We start from the raw sequence: 19,086 nt of genomic DNA on the forward strand, positions 1-19,086 counted from the left end.
CCCACGGCGCGCGCAGTACAGTGGCGTGAACCCTGGCATTCAACATATTGGACGGGAATGTGTCGGACCTCGACCAGCTGACCCAGTCGCTCGCGCGCAACCTCAAGCGGTGGCGCAACGAGCGGGGCTTCACCCTCGACGCCCTGGCGGCCCGCGCGGGCGTGAGCCGCGGCATGATCATCCAGATCGAGCAGGCCAGGACCAACCCCAGCGTGGGCATCACGGTGAAGCTCGCGGACGCGCTGGGCATCAGCATCACCACGCTCCTCGACCACGAGCAGGGTTCCCACGTCCGCCTCGTGCCGCCGGAGCAGGCGGTGCGCATGTGGTCCACGGAGGCGGGCAGCAGCGCCACACTCCTCGTGGGGACGGAGGCGCGCGGGCCCTTCGAGCTGTGGTCCTGGCACCTGATGCCGGGCGAGGGCAGCGACTCCGACGCGCACCCGTCGGGCACCGTCGAGCTGCTGCACGTCTCGCGGGGCGAACTGACCCTCCTCGTGGACGGCACCGAGCACACCGTGCCTGCGGGGTCCGCCGTCAGCTTCGAGGCCAACGTGTCGCACGGCTACCACAACAGGGGTTCCGACCCCGTGGAGATGACCATGTCGGTGTCGGTGCCGCCGGCCCACGCGGGCTCCTACTGAGGGCTGTTGAGGGTACGGGCGTCGGTCCGAGGGGTGTCGGGCCTGCGCTCCCGGGCGGCTGTTAACGTGCCGCCATGCGTGCTCCCATCGGTGAATTCGACGTCGTCACTCCCGCTCCCGAAGCCCTCGACCTGCTCGTCCCGCCCGTCGCGGACGCCGTACGCGGCTGGCAGGGCCCCGTCGCGGCCGACGAGCTGATCCACGTCGACACCGACCCGCTGTGGGCCGACACGGCCACGTTCCTGGAGCACTACGGCCCCGAACTCCTCGCCCAGTCCGCCAACTGCGTCGTCGTCGCGGGCAAGCGCGGCGGCGAGACCACGCTCGCCGCGTGCGTCGTCCTGTCCGGGACACGCGTCGACGTGAACGGTGCGGTGCGCCGCCAACTCGGCGCGCGCAAAGCCTCGTTCGCGCCGATGGACACGGCCACGGGCGAGACCGGCATGGAGTACGGCGGCATCACACCGATCGGACTGCCCGCCGCGTGGCCGCTGCTGGTCGACGCCGCCGTCGCCGATCTGCCGTACGTCCTGGTGGGCAGCGGCAGCCGGCGCGGCAAACTCATCGTGCCGGGCAAGGCGTTCGCGGGGCTGCCGAACGCGGTGGTGCTCGAAGGGATCGGCGTCGCCGTCGACGGGTCATGGCTGACGGCTGACGGCTGACGGCTGACGGGGAGATCACCGGCAGACCCCGGCCGCCCGCAGTCGCGCGATGTCGTCGGGCCCGCGGCCCAGCTCGGCGAGGATCGCGTCGGTGTGCTCGCCCGCCTCGGGCACCGGGTCCATGCGCGGGGCGACCCCGGAGAGGTAGGCCGGCGGCAGCAGGGCCTGTACCGGCTCGGACGTGCCCGGCACCCTGATGTCCCGCCAGCGTCCGCGCTCGGCGAGCACCGGGTGGGCCAGGAACTCGTGGACCGAGTTGACGCCCGCGTTGGCGATGCCCGTACGGTCGAGGAGCTTCATGGCCTCGTCGCTGCCGAGCTCCGCGAAGCGTACGGAGATGATCGCGTCGAGCGCCTCGCGGTGCGCCACGCGGTCGGACCCGGTGGCGAAGCGCGGGTCGTCGGCCAGCTCGGGCCGACCGATGAACTCCCCGCAGAAGGCCGTCCATTCACGCTCGTTCTGCACCGAGAGCAGCACGTCCTTGCCGTCGGCCGCGGTGAACGGGCCGTACGGCGCGACCGTCGCGTGGCGGGCGCCGACGCGGGGCGGCTGGGTGCCGCCGTACCGCGTGTAGTAGGCGGGCTGGCCCATCCACTCGGCGAGCGCGTCGAAGAGCGACACCTCGACGGTGGGCGCGCGACCCGTCGTCGCCCGCGTGTACAGCGCCGACAGGATGCCGCTGTACGCGTACATCCCGCCCGCGATGTCGGCGACCGAGATGCCCGCGCGGGCGGCCTCGTCCGGCGTGCCGGTGAGCTGCAGCAGCCCTGTCTGGCACTGCACGAGCAGGTCGTACGCCTTGCGGTCCGCCCAAGGGCCGTCCGTGCCGTAACCGCTGACCGTGCACGGGATCAGGGACGGGTGGCGGTCCTGCAGCTCCGCCGGGCCCAGGCCCATGCGGGCGGCGGCCCCAGGAGCGAGGTTCTGTACGAACACGTCGGCCCCCGCGAGCAGTTCCTCCAGGATCTCCCGGCCCTGCTCCGACTTGAGGTCGAGGGTGAGCGACTCCTTGGACCGGTTGAGCCAGACGAAGTAGCTGGCCTGGCCGTGCACGGTGGTGTCATAACGGCGGGCGAAGTCGCCGCCGCCGGGCCGCTCGACCTTGATGACGCGCGCCCCGAGATCGGCGAGCTGACGGGTGGCGAAGGGGGCGGCGACGGCCTGCTCCAGGCTGACGACGGTGACGCCCGCGAGGGGGAGCGGGAGGCGGCCGGGGTCGGCGCCGGGGCCGGGCAGGGGGAGGGGAGGTGGCATGCCGTGTTTGTACGGGCAAAGGTGGGGTGGGTCAATGGTGGGGTGGGTGGGGTGGGTGGGGTGCGTGGGGTAGACGGGGCTGACGGGGTGCGTGGGTGTGGGGTGTGTGGGGTGTGTGGGTCCACTCGGCGGCTGATGCCTCAGCTCCGGTTCGGTGCGGTGCGGTGCGGGCGCGTGGAGCGGGCTCCGGTGCGTGGGCTCCAGTCCGAAGGGTGCGATGCGCGGGCTGCGGTGCGTGTGGTGGGGTCCGCCGGGTGGGCGGGCTCGGGGACGTAGGCCCCGCTGACCTTCAGTACGGGCTTCTTCGCGGCGTCCCCGGAACCGGAGCCCGAGTCGTCGGAGCAGCCCGCGAGGCGTACTGCGGTACGTGTGGTTGGGTCCGCGGGCTGGGATGTGCGAGTTGCGGTGCGTGGAGTTCGGTCCGGGAGCTGCGATATGCGGGCTGCGATGTGCGGGGCCCGATACGTCTGCTTCGGCCCGGGGGCTGCGATAGGGGGGGGCTCCGGTACCTGAACTCGGTCCGCGGGAGCCGATACGTCTACTGCGGTCCGCGGGCTCCGATACGTGAACCGGCGCCGTGGCTCGATTCCGACGTGCGCCGGACGGCGGGCCGATGCGCGGCCGAAGCGCGCAGTTCAGCCGGTGACGTCAGCGTGCTGAGTGAGCCGGGCCGTCCCCGCCCGGCTCTTCCCGCCCGCTTCACAGGCCCCGCCGCCATACCGTCCCCGCCGCCTCGCGTCCCTCCACCGCCTCACCGTCCCCGCCACCTCACGGCCCTCCACCGCCTCACCGTCTCCGTCGTCCCCCTCGTCTCGACCCCATCGATCCGAGAAACGGAACTGTCATGCACTCGACACCCTTCACTTCGGCCACCCCGCTTACTCCGGCCACCCCCACGTACGTCACCTCCGTCGCCGACACCACCGAGCAGATCAGGGCCGCCCAGCGCCTGCGCCACCGCGTCTTCGCCGGGGAGCTGGGTGCGGTTCTCGACACGCCTCTGCCCGGTCACGACATCGATGCCTTCGACGACCTCGCCGATCACCTGATCGTCACCGACACCTCGACCGGTGAGGTCGTCGGGACGTACCGGCTGCTGCCGCCGGGGCGGGCCGAACGTTCCTACTCGGACGGGGAGTTCGACCTGCGGGCGCTGAGCGGTCTGCGGTCGGCCACCGTCGAGGCGGGCCGCTCCTGCGTCCACCCGGACCACCGCTCCGGTGCGGTGATCAACCTGATGTGGTCCGCTCTCGCCCGCTACGTCCTGCTCTCCGGCCACCGGTACCTGGCGGGCTGCGCCTCCGTGCCGCTGGCGGACGGTGGCCGGGCGGCGTCCAGCGCCTGGCTGCTGGGCACGGCCAAGCACGCGGCGCCGCCCGAGCTGCGCGTGCACCCGCGCCGCCCCTGGACTCCCGCGGGCCCCCTGCCGGGACGCCCGGTCCACGCCGACCTGCCGCCCCTGCTGCGCGGCTACCTCCGGCTCGGCGCATGGGTCTGCGGTGCCCCCGCGCACGACCCGGAGTTCGACGTCGCGGACTTCTTCGTGCTCCTCGACATGGAACGGCTCAGCGACCGCCATCGCCGCTACTTCCTCGGCGAGGGCGCGCGGTGACCCCCTGGACGGTCGACCGCGGCTGTCCGGCGAGCTGTGCCGCCGATCCGGACCCGCGCGTACCGCTGGGCGAACTCGCCCGCCGTTACGCCGCGTTGACGTATTCCCTGACCCGGGCGGTGGCCCGTGGTGACCGGCTCGCCGAACCGGCGGCCCTGCGGGCCGAGGCGCGTGCGGTGCTCGGCGCACTCGGGGTGGGCCTGGAGGTGGCGGGCGACGATCGCCTCAGCGTGCGGGGAGCCGCCGTGGGCACGCTGGTCGTCGCCAACCACATCTCCTGGCTCGACGTCATCGCCCTGCTCGCCGTCGAGCCGGTGAGCGTGCTCGCCAAGCGCGAAGTGGGCCAGTGGCCGGTGATCGGCGCGCTGGCCCGGCGCGCGGGCACACGGTTCATCGATCGGGACGGCAGTCCCCGTGAACTGCCGGGGATCGTCGCGGAGTTAAGGGAGGCGTTGCGGGGCGGCGCTTCGGTCGTCGTCTTTCCGCAGGCGACCACCTGGTGCTCGGCGTCGGGCGGCCGTTTCCGGCGGGCCGTCTTCCAGGCGGCGGTCGACGCGGGCGCGCCCGTGCGCCCCGCGACGGTGGAGTACCGCCAGAGCGGCGCGCCGAGCACCGCTGCCGCCTTCCTCGGCACGGAGGAGTTCACCGCTTCGTTGCGCCGGGTCGCCGGCGCCCGCGAGCTGGGTGGGCGCGTCACGGTGCACGCTCCGATGTGGGGCACCGACCGACGGGAGCTGGCCGCGGCGGCGCGGCGAGCCGTTCTCGGTGCGGGAGCGACGCCCGTGCCGAACGTGCCCGCCGTGTGAAGCATGGTGCGCGGGGGGTTGACCCTTCAACAGGGCGCTCCTAGGGTCCCGACTGCAACAAGTTTCTGCAAGTCAGCGGAAACTTTTTCATGCCGCCACATCCCCCCACGTAGGAGGCTTTTGATGCACGGCCGCATATCGAGACGCCGCAGGATCGCCGTCATGGGCGCCGCACTGGCGGCGGGCACGGCGGGCAGCCTCTCCATCGGAGCCCAGCAGCCGAGCGAAGCGACGCCCGTCGGTGAACGACCGGCGGCAGCCGCCGGCAAGGACGTCACCGCGGTGATGTTCGAGTGGAGCTTCGACTCCGTGGCCAAGGCGTGCACGGACACGCTCGGCCCGGCCGGATACGGGTACGTCCAGACCTCACCCCCACAGGAGCGTCTGGACGGACCGTCGTGGTGGACCGCCTACCAGCCGGTCAGCTACAAGATCGCCTCCCGGCTCGGCGACCGCGCGTCGTTCAAGAGCATGGTCGACACCTGCCACGACGCGGGCGTCAAGGTCGTCGCCGACACGGTCATCAACCACATGACCAACGCCCAGGGAACGGGCTCCGGCGGCACGCGGTTCACCAAGTACGACTACCCCGGCACTTACGGGGACGCGGACATGGACAGCTGCAAGAAGGAGATCCAGGACTACACCAAGCGGGAGGAGAGCCAGAACTGCGAACTCGGCGGCCTCGCCGACCTGGACACCGGCGAGGAGCACGTCCGCGCGACCATCGCCGGGTACCTGAACGAGCTTCTCGGCCTCGGGGTTGACGGCTTCCGCGTCGACGCGGCCAAGCACATGCCCGAGGCCGACCTCAAGGCGATCAAGCCGCGGCTGAGCGACCCGGGCGTGTACTGGAAGCAGGAGACGCTGCCCGGGCCGGGCGAGGAGGTCCAGCCCGGTGAGTACATCGGCACCGGCGACGTGCAGGAGTTCACCTACGCGTACGCCTTGAAGGGGGCCTTCGAGGGCGGCGGCCTGGCCGGGCTGAAGAACATCGCCGACGGCAAGCTGCCGTCGGAGTCCGTGGGCGTCTTCGTCGCCAACCACGACACCGAGCGGCAGGGGAACGTCCTCACCTACAAGCAGGGCGCCCCCTACACCCTGGCGCATGTCTTCATGCTCGCCTTCCCGTACGGCTCCCCGGACGTCCACTCCGGATACGCCTTCGCCGGCAAGGACGACGGCCCGCCCGGCAACGGCAAGGCGGACTGTTCCGGTGAGGCGTGGGTGTGCCAGCACGCGCAGCGGCAGATCGCGAGCATGGTCGCGTTCCGCAACTCCGCGGACGGCGCGGAGCTCACCGACTGGTGGGACAACGGCGGCGGCGCCATCGCCTTCGGCCGCGGCGACAAGGCCTTCGTCGCCATCAACGCGGGCGACGGCGAACTGAAGGAGACCTTCACGACGTCGCTGCCCGCGGGCGAGTACTGCGACGTGCAGTCCGGCAAGCCCGTGACCGTCGACGGCAGCGGCAAGCTGGCGGCGACCGTCGCCGCCAAGAGCGCGGTCGCTGTCCACGTCGGCGCCAAGAGCTGTGCGGGCGCCGCCAGCTGATTACCCGTCACACAGATCCGGCAGCCCGGCGTGTGTCCGCACACGCCGGGCCGCCGTGTGCTCGGAGAACACCCTGATTCCGGAGAACACCCTGTTTCCAGAGAACAGAGGAGTGAGGAACCGTGTCCCGTCCCGCACGACTTGGCCGCTTCGGCCGCTTAAGAACGGCCGCCGTCCTGCCCGCCGCCCTGCTCGCGGGGCTCCTGCCCGCGGCGCAGCACCGGGCGGCGGCCGACACCGCGCCCCCGCCGCCCTCCGACGCCGCGCTCGCCGCCGAGCCCGCCCGGCACGACCTGACGCGCGAGCAGTTCTACCTCGTGATGCCCGACCGGTTCGCCAACGGTGACCCGCGCAACGACCGCGGCGGGCTGACCGGAGGCCGCGCCACCACCGGCTTCGACCCCGCCGACCCGGCCTTCTACGGAGGCGGCGACCTCAAGGGGCTCACCGAACGGCTCGACTACATCAAGGGCCTCGGCACCACCGCGATCTGGCTGACCCCGGTCTTCAAGAACAAGCCGGTCCAGGAGCGCGGGGGCCGCGACGTCGCCAACTACCACGGTTACGCCATCACCGACTTCACCCGCGTCGACCCGCACTTCGGCACCGAGAAAGAGCTCGCCGCCTTCATCGACCGCGCCCACGGCAAGGGCATGAAGGTGTTCTTCGACGTCCTCACCAACCACACCGCCGACACCATCCACTACGCGGAGAACGAGTACGGCTACCGGTCCAAGGGCGCCCACCCCTACCTGGACACCGAAGGGCGCCCCTTCGACGACGCCGAGGGCCCGCGCCCCGTGAACGCCGACAGCTTCCCCTACACCCCGCGCACGGCCCCCGCCGACCGCGACGCCAAGACGCCGGCGTGGCTCAACGACCCGACGATGTACCACAACCGCGGCGAGTCCACCTTCGCCGGGGAGAGCGGCCTGAACGGCGACTTCATGGGCAACGACGACCTGTGGACCGAGCGGCCCGAGGTCGTCGAGGGCATGAAGCGGATCTACGAGCGGTGGGTGCGGGACTACGGCGTCGACGGCTTCCGCGTCGACACGGCGAAGAACGTCGACATGGACTTCTGGACCCGGTGGGCGGGCGCGCTCGACGCCTACGCGGCCGGGCGCGGCAAGAAGGACTTCCTCATCTTCGCCGAGGCGTACTCGGCGGACGCGGCCATCACCGCCCCGTACGTCACCAAGGGCGGCCTCGACTCCACCCTCGACTTCCCCCTCCAGGCCGTCACCCGCAACTACGCCTCGCGCGAGGGCGCGCCCCGCGACCTGTCGAAGGTGCTCGCCCAGGACTACCGCTACACCACAGGCACCGCCAACGCCTACGAGCAGGTCACCTTCCTCGGCAGCCACGACATGGGCCGCATCGGCGGCTTCCTCCGCCGGGACAACCCGGGCGCGAGCGAGGCGGAGCTCCTGAGGCGCGACCGGCTCGCCCACGAGCTGCTGTTCCTCGGCCGCGGCAACCCCGTCGTCTACGCGGGCGACGAGCAGGGCTTCACCGGCGAGGGCGGCGACAACGACGCCCGCCAGCCGATGTACGCCAGCGCGGCGAAGGCGTACCTGGAGGACGACCAGCTCGGCACGGACCGCACACACGCCCGGGACGCGTACGACACCCGCCACCCCCTCTACCGCGCCATCGCCCGCCTCTCGAAGCTGGGCAAGAGGCACCCGGCGCTGCGCGACGGCGTCTTCACCGAGCGCCTCGCGGGACCGGCGCAGGGGCCGGGCGTGTACGCCTACTCGCGCACGGACCGGCGCACGCGCGTCGAGTACGTCGTCGCCCACAACAACAGGTCCCGGCCCGAGACCGTCGACGTCCCGACAGGCGCGCCGCGGGCCAAGTTCACGCGGCTGTACGGAGAGGCGGTCGGCGACGCGGTGCGCAGTGGCGCCGACCGGCGGATCACCGTGACCGTTCCCCCGCTGTCCTCTCTGGTGCTGAAGGCGAACCATCCGCTGCCCGCCCCGAGTTCGCGGCCCGCCGTATCGCTGAGCGCACCCCACGAGGGTGCCACCGGCACCGTGGAACTCTCCGCCGACGTCGGAGGCGGCGGGCTGAACCGAGTCGTCTTCGCCGCACAGGTCGGCAACGGCCCCTGGAGGGTGCTCGGTTCCGCCGATCACGCGCCCTACAAGGTCACGCAGGAGCTGGGGTCCGACGTGCCGGAGGGCACGCGGCTGCGTTACAAGGCGGTCGTCGTGGACAGCGCAGGCCGCACCGCGAGCGCCCTCGCCGCCTCCAGCACGGGCCGCACCCCGCAGCCGTCCCCGCCCACCGTCGAACGGCCCTACGCCGTCGTCCACTACCAGCGGCCCGACGGGGACTACGACGGCTGGCGGCTGAGGACCGGGGACGGCCGGGAGGCCGCCTTCGCCGGACGCGATGCCTTCGGCGCGTTCGCCTGGGTGAAGACGGACGACGGCGCGGACTCGGTCTCGTACACCGTCGAGAAGAACGGCGCCTCCGACGGGCCCGGGCGCACCGTCGACCTGCGCCGCACCGGCGAGGTCTGGATCAGACAGGGGGAACCGGGGCAGCGCGAGCAGCGGCCCGGGGACGCGGTCACCGAGCCGCCGCAGGGCACAGCCAAGGCGGTCATCCACTACCACCGCCCCGACGGCGACTACACGGGCTGGGGCCTGCACGTGTGGGACGGCGCGGCCAGGCAGTCCGACTGGGACGTGCCCGTGCGGCCGGTGCGGACCGACGCCTTCGGCGCCGTCTTCGAGGTGGAGCTGCGGTCCGGCGCGGAGAGCCTGAGTTACGTACTGCACAAGAAGGAGGAGAAGGACGTCGCGGGCGACGAGGCGCTCGACATCAGGCTGTACGGCCACGAGGTGTGGCGGGTGGCGGGGGAACCGGCCTACCTGACGCCCGCCGTCGGCGGCTCCCTCGGCCTCGATCTGTCCGCGGCCAAGGCCCGCTGGGTGGACGAGGAGACCGTCGCCTGGCCCTCCGGAGGGACGGGGGTCGCCGGCCGGCAGCTGGTGTACGCGCCCGAGGGCGGCATCACCCTGAAGGACGGCGCGCTCTCGGACGAGGGGCACTGGCTGCGGCTCAACCCGGCGAAGAGCGGTGCGGCCGAGGACGGGACCGCGGAATTCACCGTCGACCCCCGCGACCGGGACCGCATCCCGGAGGCGCGGCGGGCCCGGCAGCTCCTGGCCACCCAGCGCGCGACGGACGGCGCGCTGCTGGGGGCGACGAGTGTGGAGGCCGTTGCTTCCTGGGCTCCCCGGAGGCCCCCGGCGTCCCGCTAGGGCAGGAACGCGGCGGCCAAGTCGCGCGCGCCGTCCCGTACTCCGCGTACGGAGACGGCGCGCGTGGCCAGCAGGGTCGGCAGCAACTCGCTGACCAGGCAAGCGTTCTCGGGGCGCGAGGCATAGCGGCTCCGGGCCTTCGGGACCGGCAGCACGAGGCCGGCCGGTGCGTGCAGGGCCTCGGCGATGACCGTGGCCCACTCGGCGCGGGTGATCCGGTCGGGGCCGCCCAGGTGCAGGACAGGGGGGAGCGGATCAGGACCGGAAAGGAGCGCGGCCACCGTCTCGGCCACGTCGTCCACGTGGACCGGTGTGGTCCAGTGGTCGTCGGGCGCCTCGACCCGCTCGCCGACGGTCAGCCGGTGGGCGCAGGCGGCGAAGAAGTTGAGCCACTTGCCCGCGTCGACGGGCTCGTGGCCGTAGACGAGGCTCACGCGCAGACAGATCGCCCGCTCGGCGCGGGCGAGCAGCAGCCGCTCGGCGTGGCGCTTGGCGCGTCCGTAGGCGTTGGCGGGGGAGACCGGGGTGCGCTCCGTGTTGTGCCACGCGCGACCGTCGAAGACGTTGTCCGTGGAGATCATGACGATACGGGAAGTGCCGCTCAGTGCCGCGAAGTTGGCGGTCGCGGCGGCGTGTGCGGCGGCCGCCTCCTCGGGGTGCGCCTCGCACCAGGTCACGTCGGAGGGGCCGTGCACCAGCACGATCCGCTCCGGCCGAACCCGCTCCACGAGACGCCCGCAGGCCTCACCGTCCGTGGCGTCGAGCGCGGACCAGCGCGCCCCGTATTCCTGGGGAGGCCGGACTGGGCGCCCGCGCGAGACGAGGGCCACCGCGTCACCGGCCCGCGCGAGCCGGCGGGCGATGCCGGTGCCGACAAAGCCGCTGCCGACGACGAGGGTGCGGAGCGTGGCCGTGGTCATCGGGTGGGTCGCCTTTCCGGGGCGGTGGCGTGCGCATCCATGGCCGCGGCCCGGCTCGACAGGAGGCGGCCGACGCCGAGCAGACCGTGGTCGTCGTCGGGCGCGCCGAGGGACACCAGGGCGTCGACGCGGTCAGCGGTGAGGCCGAAGCAGCCCTGGCGCGCCAATTCCTGAGCCAGCAGCGTCCGGTAGCGTTCGCCGACCGCCAGCGCGAAGCCGCCCATCAGGATGAAGCGGCGGACGCCGATGGCGGTGAAGACGGCCGATATCGCCTGGGCGAGCGGCACGAGCGTGCCGCGGAGCACCTCCGTGGCGAATGCGTCGCGCTCCCCGACCGCCTTGGCGAGGGCCGGGTTGCCGATCGTGTCGGGATGGCCGCCGCAGAGCGCGGCGAGGCGGGAAGCGGCGAAGCCCGCCGGGTCGGCGGCCGCCGCGCGCCGGGCCGCCGCGAGCACACCGCGCCCCGAGGCGACGGCGCCGAGATGCCCCCGGCCACCGCAGTCGCACAGGGGCGCGTCGGGTGCGGGATCGCAGACCCAGTGGCCGAGTTCGCCGCCGTGGCCCGCCGGGTCGACGAGCACGTCGCCGCCGAGGAAGACCTTGTTGCCGATGCCCGAGCTGACGGTGAGGAGACAGAACGGCGCGGTCTCCGTGGCGGCGTACCGCCAGGCCGCCGCCGTGAGGTCGTTGACGACGGTGACGGGCGCGCCGAGCCGCTCGCCCAACAGCGCGCCGAGAGGCAGCGGTTCACCGCGCCGCCCCCACACGGTCGGTGCCGCCACGACCAGCCCCTCCGCCGTGACCGGACCGGCGAACGCGACCCCGACCGCGCGCGGCACCGCACCGGCCCCGTGCCGGTCGACCTCCCGCACGATCTGCTCCACCACCCGCTCCTGCAGCACGGGCACGGCGGCGTCCGGGTCCAGCGCCATGCCCTCGACCGGGACCCGCCGCACCCCCGAGAGGCGGCCCGTCGCGGGCGAGTAACTCCCCACCCGTAGCGTGGTTCCGCCCACGTCGAGCACGGTGAAGGGCCGGTCAGCCGCCGTCGTGGTCACGGAGTTCCTCCTCGAAGACCAGCAGGTGCAGATCGGTGCCGGCGCTGTCGTTGCGCAGGCCGTGCTCGCCGTGGGGGCGGTTGACGACGACGTCGCCCGCGCCCACCCGGAACTCCTCGCCGTCCCGGAACATCAGCCCGCTCCCGGCGAGCACGATGTACGTCTCGCGGTCCGCGCCGTGCCGGTGCCGGCCGATGGAGGTGCCGGGCGGCAGGACCGCCAGATCGATGAACTCGGCGCCCAGGCGGCCCGCTTCGCGGGAGAAGACGCGGTGCACGAGGATGGTGCCGAGGCCGCCGTGGTCGTGCTCCTTGGCGGTCAGCAGATCGCGTACGTTGCGTATGCGGGCCTCAGCCATCGCGCCGCACCTCCCGCGTCGCCCCCGCCGCCCGTTCCGCGAGGGCGTCCAGGGCGGCCCGCAGCGTGTCCGCCGGGATGTCATCGAGCTCGTCGACGAAGGCCGCCTTGCCCAGCGCCGTCGGCACGACCAGGTGCAGCTTGCGGCCCCGGCGCTGCCAGGACGCGCGCAGGGCCTGCGTCATCAGCTCGGGCGTGCAGGTCGCGGCGTCGTACACCGGGAGCCCGATCCGTTCGAGCAGGGTCACGATCCGCTCGCAGGTCTCCGCGTCGGTGAGGCCGAGGAGAAGCGCCAGGTGCGCGGAGAGGGCCATGTCGACGGCGACCGCCTCGCCGTGGGCCAGGCGGTGGCCGCCCGCCGTCTCGATCACCGGGCTGAAGGTGTGGCCGAAGTCGACGAGACGGGCCAGGTCGTGCTCGCGCAGGTTCGGGCAGAGCTCCTCCATCATGAGCCGCATGGAGGTACGGACGATGTACGTCTCCACGTCACCGCCGCCCGCCTTCGCGCCCGCCCCGGCGCTCGGCCGGGTGCGCAGGAACGCGTCCGGGTGGCGCTCCAGCGTCCGGAACAGCTCACCGTCGAGGATCACCGCCATCTTCACGATCTCGGCGAGACCGCAGCGGATCTCGCGCGCGGGCAGGGTGTCGAGGAGCGCGGGGTCGTTGAGGGAGGCGTGGGCGGGGTGGTAGGCGCCGAACATGTTCTTGGTGTGCAGGGCGTTGACGCCGGTCTTGACGCCGACGCCGACGTCGACCTGCCCCACCAGACTGGTGTTGACCTTGATGTAGCGGATGCCGCGGGCGTACATGGACGCGGCGAAGCCGACGATGTCCGCGACGATGCCGCCGCCCACCGCGAGCATCACGCCGTGCCGGTCGAGGCCCGCCGCCTTGGCCGTCGCGCAGACCTCCTCCACCGACGTGAGCGACTTGTTCCGCTCGCCGGTGGCGATGGTGTGCACGCTCCAACTGCCCGGCTCCAGACGCGTCGTGAGGTACTCGCGCAGTCGCTCCCCGTAGATCCGGTCCACCGTGGGGCCGACGAAGGCCGCCACGCGGCGGCCCGCCACATACTCCGCGAGCAGCGGATTGTCCGGGGAGAAGACCCCGCCTGTGACATCGACGCGGTAGCCGGTGCCGTCCGGTGCGAGCAGGTCGAAGCCCCCGGGGTCCTCGCGGACCCCCTCGGCCTCAGCAAGAACCTGGCCTGCCATGTCTCTCCTCGATCTCGTTCGCTGTGGTGTCGTTCGGTGCGGAGGGCGGGGCTCCCAGGTCCTCCAGGTCCGCGAAGACGCCCGCCAGGGTCCGCAGGAGCGCGGACCCGGGGAGCTCCTCCAGCGGGACCGGGCAGCCCTGCGTATCCGCCACGGGCAGCCGCCAGTTGGGGTGCTCCGTCGTGGTGCCCGGCAGGTTCTGCGGTCGCCGGTCGCCCGTCGCGTCCGGCAGCCACACGCCGACCATCCGGGCCGGTGTGAGCCGCAGGAACCGGTGCAGGGCGGCGACCTCACCGTCCGGATCGGGCAGCAGCCCCAGCCGGGCGAGCTCGGCGAGCCAGCCGTCGCGCTCGGCGGCGGCCGCCGCCTTCTCCTCGGCCTCCGGCCCGGTCAGCAGCCCGAGCCGGGCCCGGAGCTCCACGTGCTCCCCGGAGAGCCAGGCCGCCGTCGTGGGCAGATCGTGGGTGGTGAGCGTCGCCAGACAGTCCGCACGCCACTGGTCGGGCGGCAGCGGTCCGTGCCGGCCGGCCGAGCCGCCCAGGTACTCGAAGCGCTGCACGGACGTGCCGAGCATGCCGCGCGCGGCGAGCTCCTCGCGCATGCCGTCCTCGACGGTGCCGAGATCCTCGCCGATCACGTCCGCGCCCGCGCGGTACGCCTCCAGAGCGAGGACGCCGAGCATGGCGTCCCGGTCGTACCTGACGTACGTGCCCTCCGTCGGCGGGCGCCCCTCGGGCACCCACCACAGCCGGGAGAGCCCCATCACGTGGTCGACGCGCAGGGCACCGGCGTGCCGCAGGCCCGCGCGCAGCAGCTCGGCGAAGGGCCGGTAGCCCTCGGCGGCCAGGGTGTCCGGCCGCCAGGGCGGCTGGCCCCAGTCCTGGCCGCGCGGATTGAAGTCGTCCGGCGGCGCGCCCACGCTCATGCCCGCGGCGATGCAATGCCGCAGGGCCCAGGCGTCGGCCCCCTCCGGCGCGACACCGACCGCCAGGTCGTGGACGAGGCCCACCGGCATGCCCGCGTCGACCGCCGCGGCCTGGGCGGCGGCCAGCTGCTCGTCGGTGATCCACGCGAGCCACCGGTGGTGCTCGACTGCCGCGGCGAGCTCCCGCCGGGCCCGCGCCACGGCGGGGGAGCGGGGGTCGCGCAGCTCGGCGGGCCAGGAACGCCAGGCCCCGCCGTGCACGTCCGCCAGCGCGCACCACGTGGCGTAGTCGGTGAGTGCCTGACCCTCGCGCTCCGAGTACGCGGCGAAGGCGGCGGCGCGCCCCGGTGACAGCGGGACGTCGTGCACGGCGCGCAACGCCTGCCGCTTGAGATCGCGCACGGCCTCCCGATCGATGAGCGAACTCCCGCTCAGCACCCGTTCATTGAGCTGCCGGGCCCGCGCGACGAGGCCGTCCACGGCGGGGCGCGCCGCGGCGTCGAGATACGCGTACTCGGGCACCGCCTCCACGCGTACGTGCATCGCGTCGGCGAACCGGCGCGAACTCGGCCGGTACGGGGAGGGGTCGGGCAGCGCCCCCGGCTCCACGGCGTGCAACGGCCCCAACTGCACGAACCCCGCGCCCAGCGCCCGCCCCGACCAGGAGGCGAGCTCCGCGAGGTCGCCGAGGTCGCCCATGCCCCAGGAGCGGTGCGAGAGCACGGAGTAGAGCTGTACGAGGAACCCCCACGTGCGGCGCGCCGGGGCCGGCAGCCGCTCGGGCACGGCGAGCAACGGCGCACACGCCTCGTGCCCGTCGGGCGTGCGGACGCGGAGGGTGTGGTGGCCGGGCGGGAGGTCGGGGGAGAGGGGGACGGTGACGCCACCCTCCAACTCGACGTCCACAGGGGCGTGTTGCGGTAGCCGCCGCATGACCGCGTCGACGCTCTCACTCGCCCCCGCCCGCACTACCACGCACGGCGGCAGCACCCGCGTCTCCCGCTCCTGGCGGCGGGCCTCCAGCGCTTCCCGTGCCGCCCGCTCCGTACCGGCGTCCACGCCGCATGCCGCCAGGACGGCGACGAGGGTGTCCGGGGCGACGTCGACGCGGTGGCCCCGGTCGGTGACGTAGGAGGTGGCCACTCCGTGGGCGTGGGCGAGTCGGCAGAGCGGGTTCGTCACGACAGGGCCCCTTGGTGTGCGGAGGTCCGGGGAGCGGCCGGTGTCGGGGTGAACAGCCGTTCCAGGACTGCGGCGACTCCGTCCTCCTCATTGCTCGGGGCGATCTCGTCGGCCATGGCGAGGAGCTCCGCGTGCGCGTTGGCGACGGCCACGCCGTGGCCGGCCCAGGCGAGGAGGGGAACGTCGTTGGGCATGTCACCGAACGCGATCGTGTCCTTGCCGGTGAATCCCATGAGCCGCGCCGCCCGCGCGACCCCCGTGCCCTTGGTGACGCCAGGCGGCAGGACCTCGACCATGCCCTTCACGGAGTGGACGACGGTCACTTCGTCACCGCACAACGTACGGGCGACGGAGGCGAGTTCGTCCTCCGGCACCTCGGGGTGGTGCAGGACCAGTTTGTCGATGGGGCCGGTCCACAGCCGCGCCCGGTCGGCCGTCACGTCCCACCCGTGCCGGACCCGCTCCCCGAACCGTGGCGTCACCTTGAAGCGGCTCTCCGGCGGCGCCGTGACGACCCCGAGCTCCACCGTGCCGAGCGCGCCCTCGACCCGCTCGACCACCGACCGGGCCAGCCCCAGATCCAACTGCACGGCCTCGAGGAGCCGCCCCGCCCCCGCGTCGTACAGCTGGGCCCCCTGCCCGCACACCGCGAGACCCCGATACCCGATCCCATCGAGGAAGTGCCTGCACGCGGCGGCGGGCCGCCCGGTGACGACGAGGTGACGCGCCCCCGCGCCGGAGGCCAGCGCGAGGGCCCGCCGAGTACGTCCGGAGACGGACAGGTCACCACGCAGCAGGGTGCCGTCGAGATCGGTGGCGATGAGCCGGTAGGGCGGCGCGGTGGTCTCACGGACGGGAATGTTGCCCTCGGCGGGCGGCCTTGCCGTCTCAGGGACGGAGGCCGCGTTGCTCGCGGTTGGCCTGGTCGTCTGAACGACGGGGATTGTGTCCCCGGCGGGCGGTCTCGCCGTCTCCCGGATGGAGACCGCGTTGCCCGCGGTTGGCTCGGCCATCTGACCGACGGGGATCGCGTGCCCGGCAGGCGGCTTCGCCGTCTCACCGACGGGAACCGTGCTCCTGGCAGTCGGCCTTGCCGTCTCCCGCACGGAGAGCGCGCTGGCCGCGGTTGGCCCGGTCGTCTCGGTGAGGGGGATCGTGTCTCCGGCGGGTGGATTCGCCGTCTCCCGGACAGAAGCCGCGCTGCCCGCGTTCGGCTCGGCCGTCTCGCCGACGGGGATTGCGTCCCCGGCAGGCGGCTTCGCCGTCTCACCGACAGGAACCGTGCCCCCAGCAGTCGGCCTCGTCACCTCCCGCACAGAACCCGCGCTACCCGCCACCGACCCCGCCGCCACCCCAACGGCAACCACACCCCCCGCAACCGCCCCCGCCGCCTCCCCCACCGGCACCACGTCCCACGCCACCCGCCCCGAGCGCAGCGTCACCATGACGGCCAGTTCTCGGCCGGTCGGCGGTCCGGTCGGCAGGGTTCCGTGGAAGGTGCCGGCCGCATCCTGCTCCAGGGCCAGGAAGGTGGCCCCGCTCCCGGTGGGAACGGCCTCGTCGGAGGCGATGGCCTCGGAGGGGGACTCCAGTGCGGCGCCGGTGCGGCTCGTGGCCGCCGACTCCACGACCAGCTCCACGCGCTCCGCCGCGTCGTGGACGTACTCCACGCGCCAACCGGCACCACGGGGGTGCCGGGTGAGGCGGCAGCGGGAGGTCAGGCGGGTCGTCCAGTCGGTGCGGGCCGCGAGGGAGGCGAGGGCTGCGCAGCGGGGGAAGTCCGCGCGGGCCCATGCCGCTTCGAAGAGGCGCTCTTGGGCCGGGGCGTCCAGCGGGGCGCACCGGGCGTACGCCGCCGCGTCGCCCCGGTCGGCGGCCGCGCGCGCGATCCGGTCGCCGTGTCGCGCGACGTCCGTGTCGTCCAGCGCGTCGAACCATCCGTAGGAGATGGCCTCCTCGGCGGGGAAGGTGAGGCGTTCGCCTCGCAGTACCGTGTCGAACGCCGCCAGGCGGAGCTCCGCGCTGCGGGACCAGGTGAAGTCTCGGGCGAGGAGGCGGGAGTTGTGGGACAGGCGGGCATACGTGGCCGGGGCGGCACGGAAGAGCGCCGCGGCCTCCCGTATGCGGGCGGTCAGTTCGCGGGCGAGCGCGGGGTCGTCGTCGCGGAACGAGCCGCGTACGGAGAAGCCCGTCGCCTCCGGGTCGGTGAGCGGCCGCGCGTGCCCGAAGTGGCCGGTGACCCGCTGGGCCGTGGCGATCGGTACCGCCCCGCACGCCATCGCCTCGGCCTGGCCGATGAGGAAGCCGTCCAGCTCATACTTGGACGGGTAGACGCAGAAGTCGGCGCAGGCGGCCTGTTCGAAGAGGGTGTCCTCGTCGGCGAGCCGCCAGTCCAGGTATACCTGGCCGGGGTGGCGGTCGGCGACGCGCTGGAAGTACGCGTTCGCGGCCGCCGGCGCCGGCTCACCGCCGCCGCCCGTCGAGCAGCGGACGACGAAGCTGATGTCACGGTCGTCGGCGAGGATCTCCTCCATCGCGCGCACCAGCTCCAGCTGGCCCTTGTGGTGCACCGCGTAGCGCGCCGCGTGGAAGAAGACCGGGCGTGCGGGGTCGAGCCCGAGCGAGCTCAGGACGGCGGCGCGGTCCACCGCCGCCGGGTCCCGGCGCAGCCAGCTGTCCGCGACACCGCAGCCGCCCATCAGGAGCTTGTGCGGGTTGGCGCGCAGCTCGCGGGCCACGGGCAGCGTGGCGAAGAGCGCCTCGAAGGGCGTGCCTTCGAACGTGCTGCAGTGGGCCCGCTGCCCGGGCGAGACGAAGTCGACGAGGTCCGCGTGCGCCGCCACCAGCGGGAACACACCGACGTGGTCGGGCCGGCTCTCCTGGTGCATCCGCGTCCCGGCGAGGGCCCGCGCCATCGTCGCGACGGCGCTGTCCTCGGGGGGCGGCGGACCGTCGAGCGCGTCGAGGCCGATGGCGTCCGGTGCCGTTCCGAGGAGGGCCAACAGCCGCTCCACCTGCGGGCGGTAGACCTGTTGTCCGACCGGCGCGTTGGCCGCGACCGTGCTCACGGTGCGGCGCAGCGGGTCGGCGGCGAGCACCGGCGGCAGGAGGTAGTGGTAGTAGGGCTCGAAGCCGTGGACGACCGCAGGCCCGCCGCCGAGCACGTCCGACTCCAGGAACCGCAGCCCGTCCACCTGGAACACCAGCGGCTTGAAGTGCGCCAGATCCCTGCCCTCCAGGCCGGGGGGCGGGTAGAGCCGGTCGGGCAGCAGGTCCAGGTACGCGTTGGACAGGAAGTACACGTCCACGCCGTCGAGGCGCAGCCGGTACGCGCGTGTGCTCAGCTCGACGGCGATCTCCGCGGGGTGGTCCGGCCACACCTTGGCGTCGAGGACGAGCGGCACCACGTGGTCCGCGCGGTAGTCGAGTTCCTCGATCGGAAACGTCTCGCGGAGCCGGTCCAGGTGGCCGTGGGCCGGGGTGATCACCGAGACGCGGTGGCCGCGCGCGGCGTACTCCCGCGACAGGTTCCAGACCAGTGGCGAGAGCCCGCCCCGCATCAGCCGGTTGTCGAAGCCACCGCACTCGAAGGAGAAGTTGATGATGTGCACGTGAAC

11 protein-coding genes and 2 pseudogenes are annotated in these 19,086 nt (G+C 73.3%); 6 read left to right on the forward strand and 7 right to left on the reverse strand.

Annotated elements, in window-relative coordinates:
- Positions 1-59: 59 nt before the first annotated feature.
- Both ACI2L3_RS33090 and ACI2L3_RS33095 read left to right on the forward strand, forming a co-directional pair.
- Positions 60-644 (forward strand): helix-turn-helix domain-containing protein, encoded by a 585-nt coding sequence (locus ACI2L3_RS33090; RefSeq protein ID WP_404756095.1) that lies wholly within the window; start codon positions 60-62, stop codon positions 642-644.
- A gap of 74 nt (positions 645-718) precedes the next feature.
- Positions 719-1,306: a YbaK/EbsC family protein gene (locus ACI2L3_RS33095; RefSeq protein WP_404756096.1), complete on the forward strand. Its 588-nt coding sequence runs from the start codon at positions 719-721 to the stop codon at positions 1,304-1,306.
- A gap of 15 nt (positions 1,307-1,321) precedes the next feature.
- On the opposite strand, the gene ACI2L3_RS33100 is transcribed toward ACI2L3_RS33095, so the two are convergent.
- The gene (locus ACI2L3_RS33100; protein ID WP_404756097.1) at positions 1,322-2,560 is read right to left on the reverse strand and encodes a CaiB/BaiF CoA transferase family protein; all 1,239 of its coding nucleotides are present in this window, start codon (positions 2,558-2,560) and stop codon (positions 1,322-1,324) included.
- A gap of 844 nt (positions 2,561-3,404) precedes the next feature.
- Between ACI2L3_RS33100 and ACI2L3_RS33105 the strand changes: the two genes are divergently transcribed.
- The 4 genes and pseudogenes from ACI2L3_RS33105 to ACI2L3_RS33120 all read left to right on the forward strand — a co-directional run.
- On the forward strand, positions 3,405-4,172 hold the full coding sequence (locus tag ACI2L3_RS33105; protein ID WP_404756098.1) for a GNAT family N-acetyltransferase: 768 nt from the start codon (positions 3,405-3,407) through the stop codon (positions 4,170-4,172).
- Positions 4,169-4,978 (forward strand): lysophospholipid acyltransferase family protein, encoded by an 810-nt coding sequence (locus ACI2L3_RS33110; protein WP_404756099.1) that lies wholly within the window; start codon positions 4,169-4,171, stop codon positions 4,976-4,978. Before ACI2L3_RS33105 ends, ACI2L3_RS33110 begins: the two co-directional genes overlap by 4 nt.
- A 123-nt stretch (positions 4,979-5,101) precedes the next feature.
- A pseudogene (locus ACI2L3_RS33115) lies at positions 5,102-6,529 on the forward strand (alpha-amylase family protein); the annotation flags it as partial.
- A 179-nt stretch (positions 6,530-6,708) separates the two neighbouring features.
- Positions 6,709-9,768, forward strand: a pseudogene (locus ACI2L3_RS33120) (alpha-amylase family glycosyl hydrolase); the annotation flags it as partial.
- 41 nt (positions 9,769-9,809) lie between these two features.
- On the opposite strand, the gene ACI2L3_RS33125 reads toward ACI2L3_RS33120, so the two are convergent.
- From ACI2L3_RS33125 to ACI2L3_RS33150, 6 genes are read right to left on the reverse strand one after another with little or no spacing between them, the layout of a single operon-like run.
- Complete coding sequence (locus ACI2L3_RS33125) at positions 9,810-10,733, reverse strand: sugar nucleotide-binding protein (protein WP_404756100.1); 924 nt, start codon at positions 10,731-10,733, stop codon at positions 9,810-9,812.
- Entirely contained in the window at positions 10,730-11,791 is a 1,062-nt protein-coding gene (locus ACI2L3_RS33130; protein WP_404756101.1) for an ROK family protein, read from the reverse strand. Before ACI2L3_RS33130 ends, ACI2L3_RS33125 begins: the two co-directional genes overlap by 4 nt.
- On the reverse strand, positions 11,772-12,149 hold the full coding sequence (locus ACI2L3_RS33135) for a cupin domain-containing protein (protein WP_404756102.1): 378 nt from the start codon (positions 12,147-12,149) through the stop codon (positions 11,772-11,774). The genes ACI2L3_RS33130 and ACI2L3_RS33135 overlap by 20 nt, the downstream gene beginning before the upstream one ends.
- A complete protein-coding gene (locus ACI2L3_RS33140) occupies positions 12,142-13,362 on the reverse strand; it encodes a sedoheptulose 7-phosphate cyclase (protein WP_404756103.1) in 1,221 nt (406 codons plus the stop codon). Before ACI2L3_RS33140 ends, ACI2L3_RS33135 begins: the two co-directional genes overlap by 8 nt.
- The gene (malQ, locus tag ACI2L3_RS33145; RefSeq protein ID WP_404756104.1) at positions 13,340-15,469 is read right to left on the reverse strand and encodes a 4-alpha-glucanotransferase; all 2,130 of its coding nucleotides are present in this window, start codon (positions 15,467-15,469) and stop codon (positions 13,340-13,342) included. Before malQ ends, ACI2L3_RS33140 begins: the two co-directional genes overlap by 23 nt.
- On the reverse strand, positions 15,466-19,080 hold the full coding sequence (locus tag ACI2L3_RS33150) for an HAD hydrolase family protein (protein WP_404756105.1): 3,615 nt from the start codon (positions 19,078-19,080) through the stop codon (positions 15,466-15,468). Before ACI2L3_RS33150 ends, malQ begins: the two co-directional genes overlap by 4 nt.
- Positions 19,081-19,086 lie beyond the last annotated feature (6 nt).

The sequence above is a fragment of the Streptomyces sp. NPDC029674 genome (assembly GCF_044903205.1).
Lineage (GTDB): Bacteria > Actinomycetota > Actinomycetes > Streptomycetales > Streptomycetaceae > Streptomyces.

Excerpts from the sequence above, each read along its gene's own strand:
- ACI2L3_RS33100 (WP_404756097.1), bottom strand. The coding sequence starts at position 2,560 with ATGCCACCTCCCCTCCCCCTGCCCGGCCCCGGCGCCGACCCCGGCCGC.
- ACI2L3_RS33125 (WP_404756100.1), bottom strand. The coding sequence starts at position 10,733 with ATGACCACGGCCACGCTCCGCACCCTCGTCGTCGGCAGCGGCTTTGTC.
- ACI2L3_RS33105 (WP_404756098.1), top strand. The coding sequence starts at position 3,405 with ATGCACTCGACACCCTTCACTTCGGCCACCCCGCTTACTCCGGCCACC.
- ACI2L3_RS33140 (WP_404756103.1), bottom strand. The coding sequence starts at position 13,362 with ATGGCAGGCCAGGTTCTTGCTGAGGCCGAGGGGGTCCGCGAGGACCCC.
- ACI2L3_RS33135 (WP_404756102.1), bottom strand. The coding sequence starts at position 12,149 with ATGGCTGAGGCCCGCATACGCAACGTACGCGATCTGCTGACCGCCAAG.
- ACI2L3_RS33095 (WP_404756096.1), top strand. The coding sequence starts at position 719 with ATGCGTGCTCCCATCGGTGAATTCGACGTCGTCACTCCCGCTCCCGAA.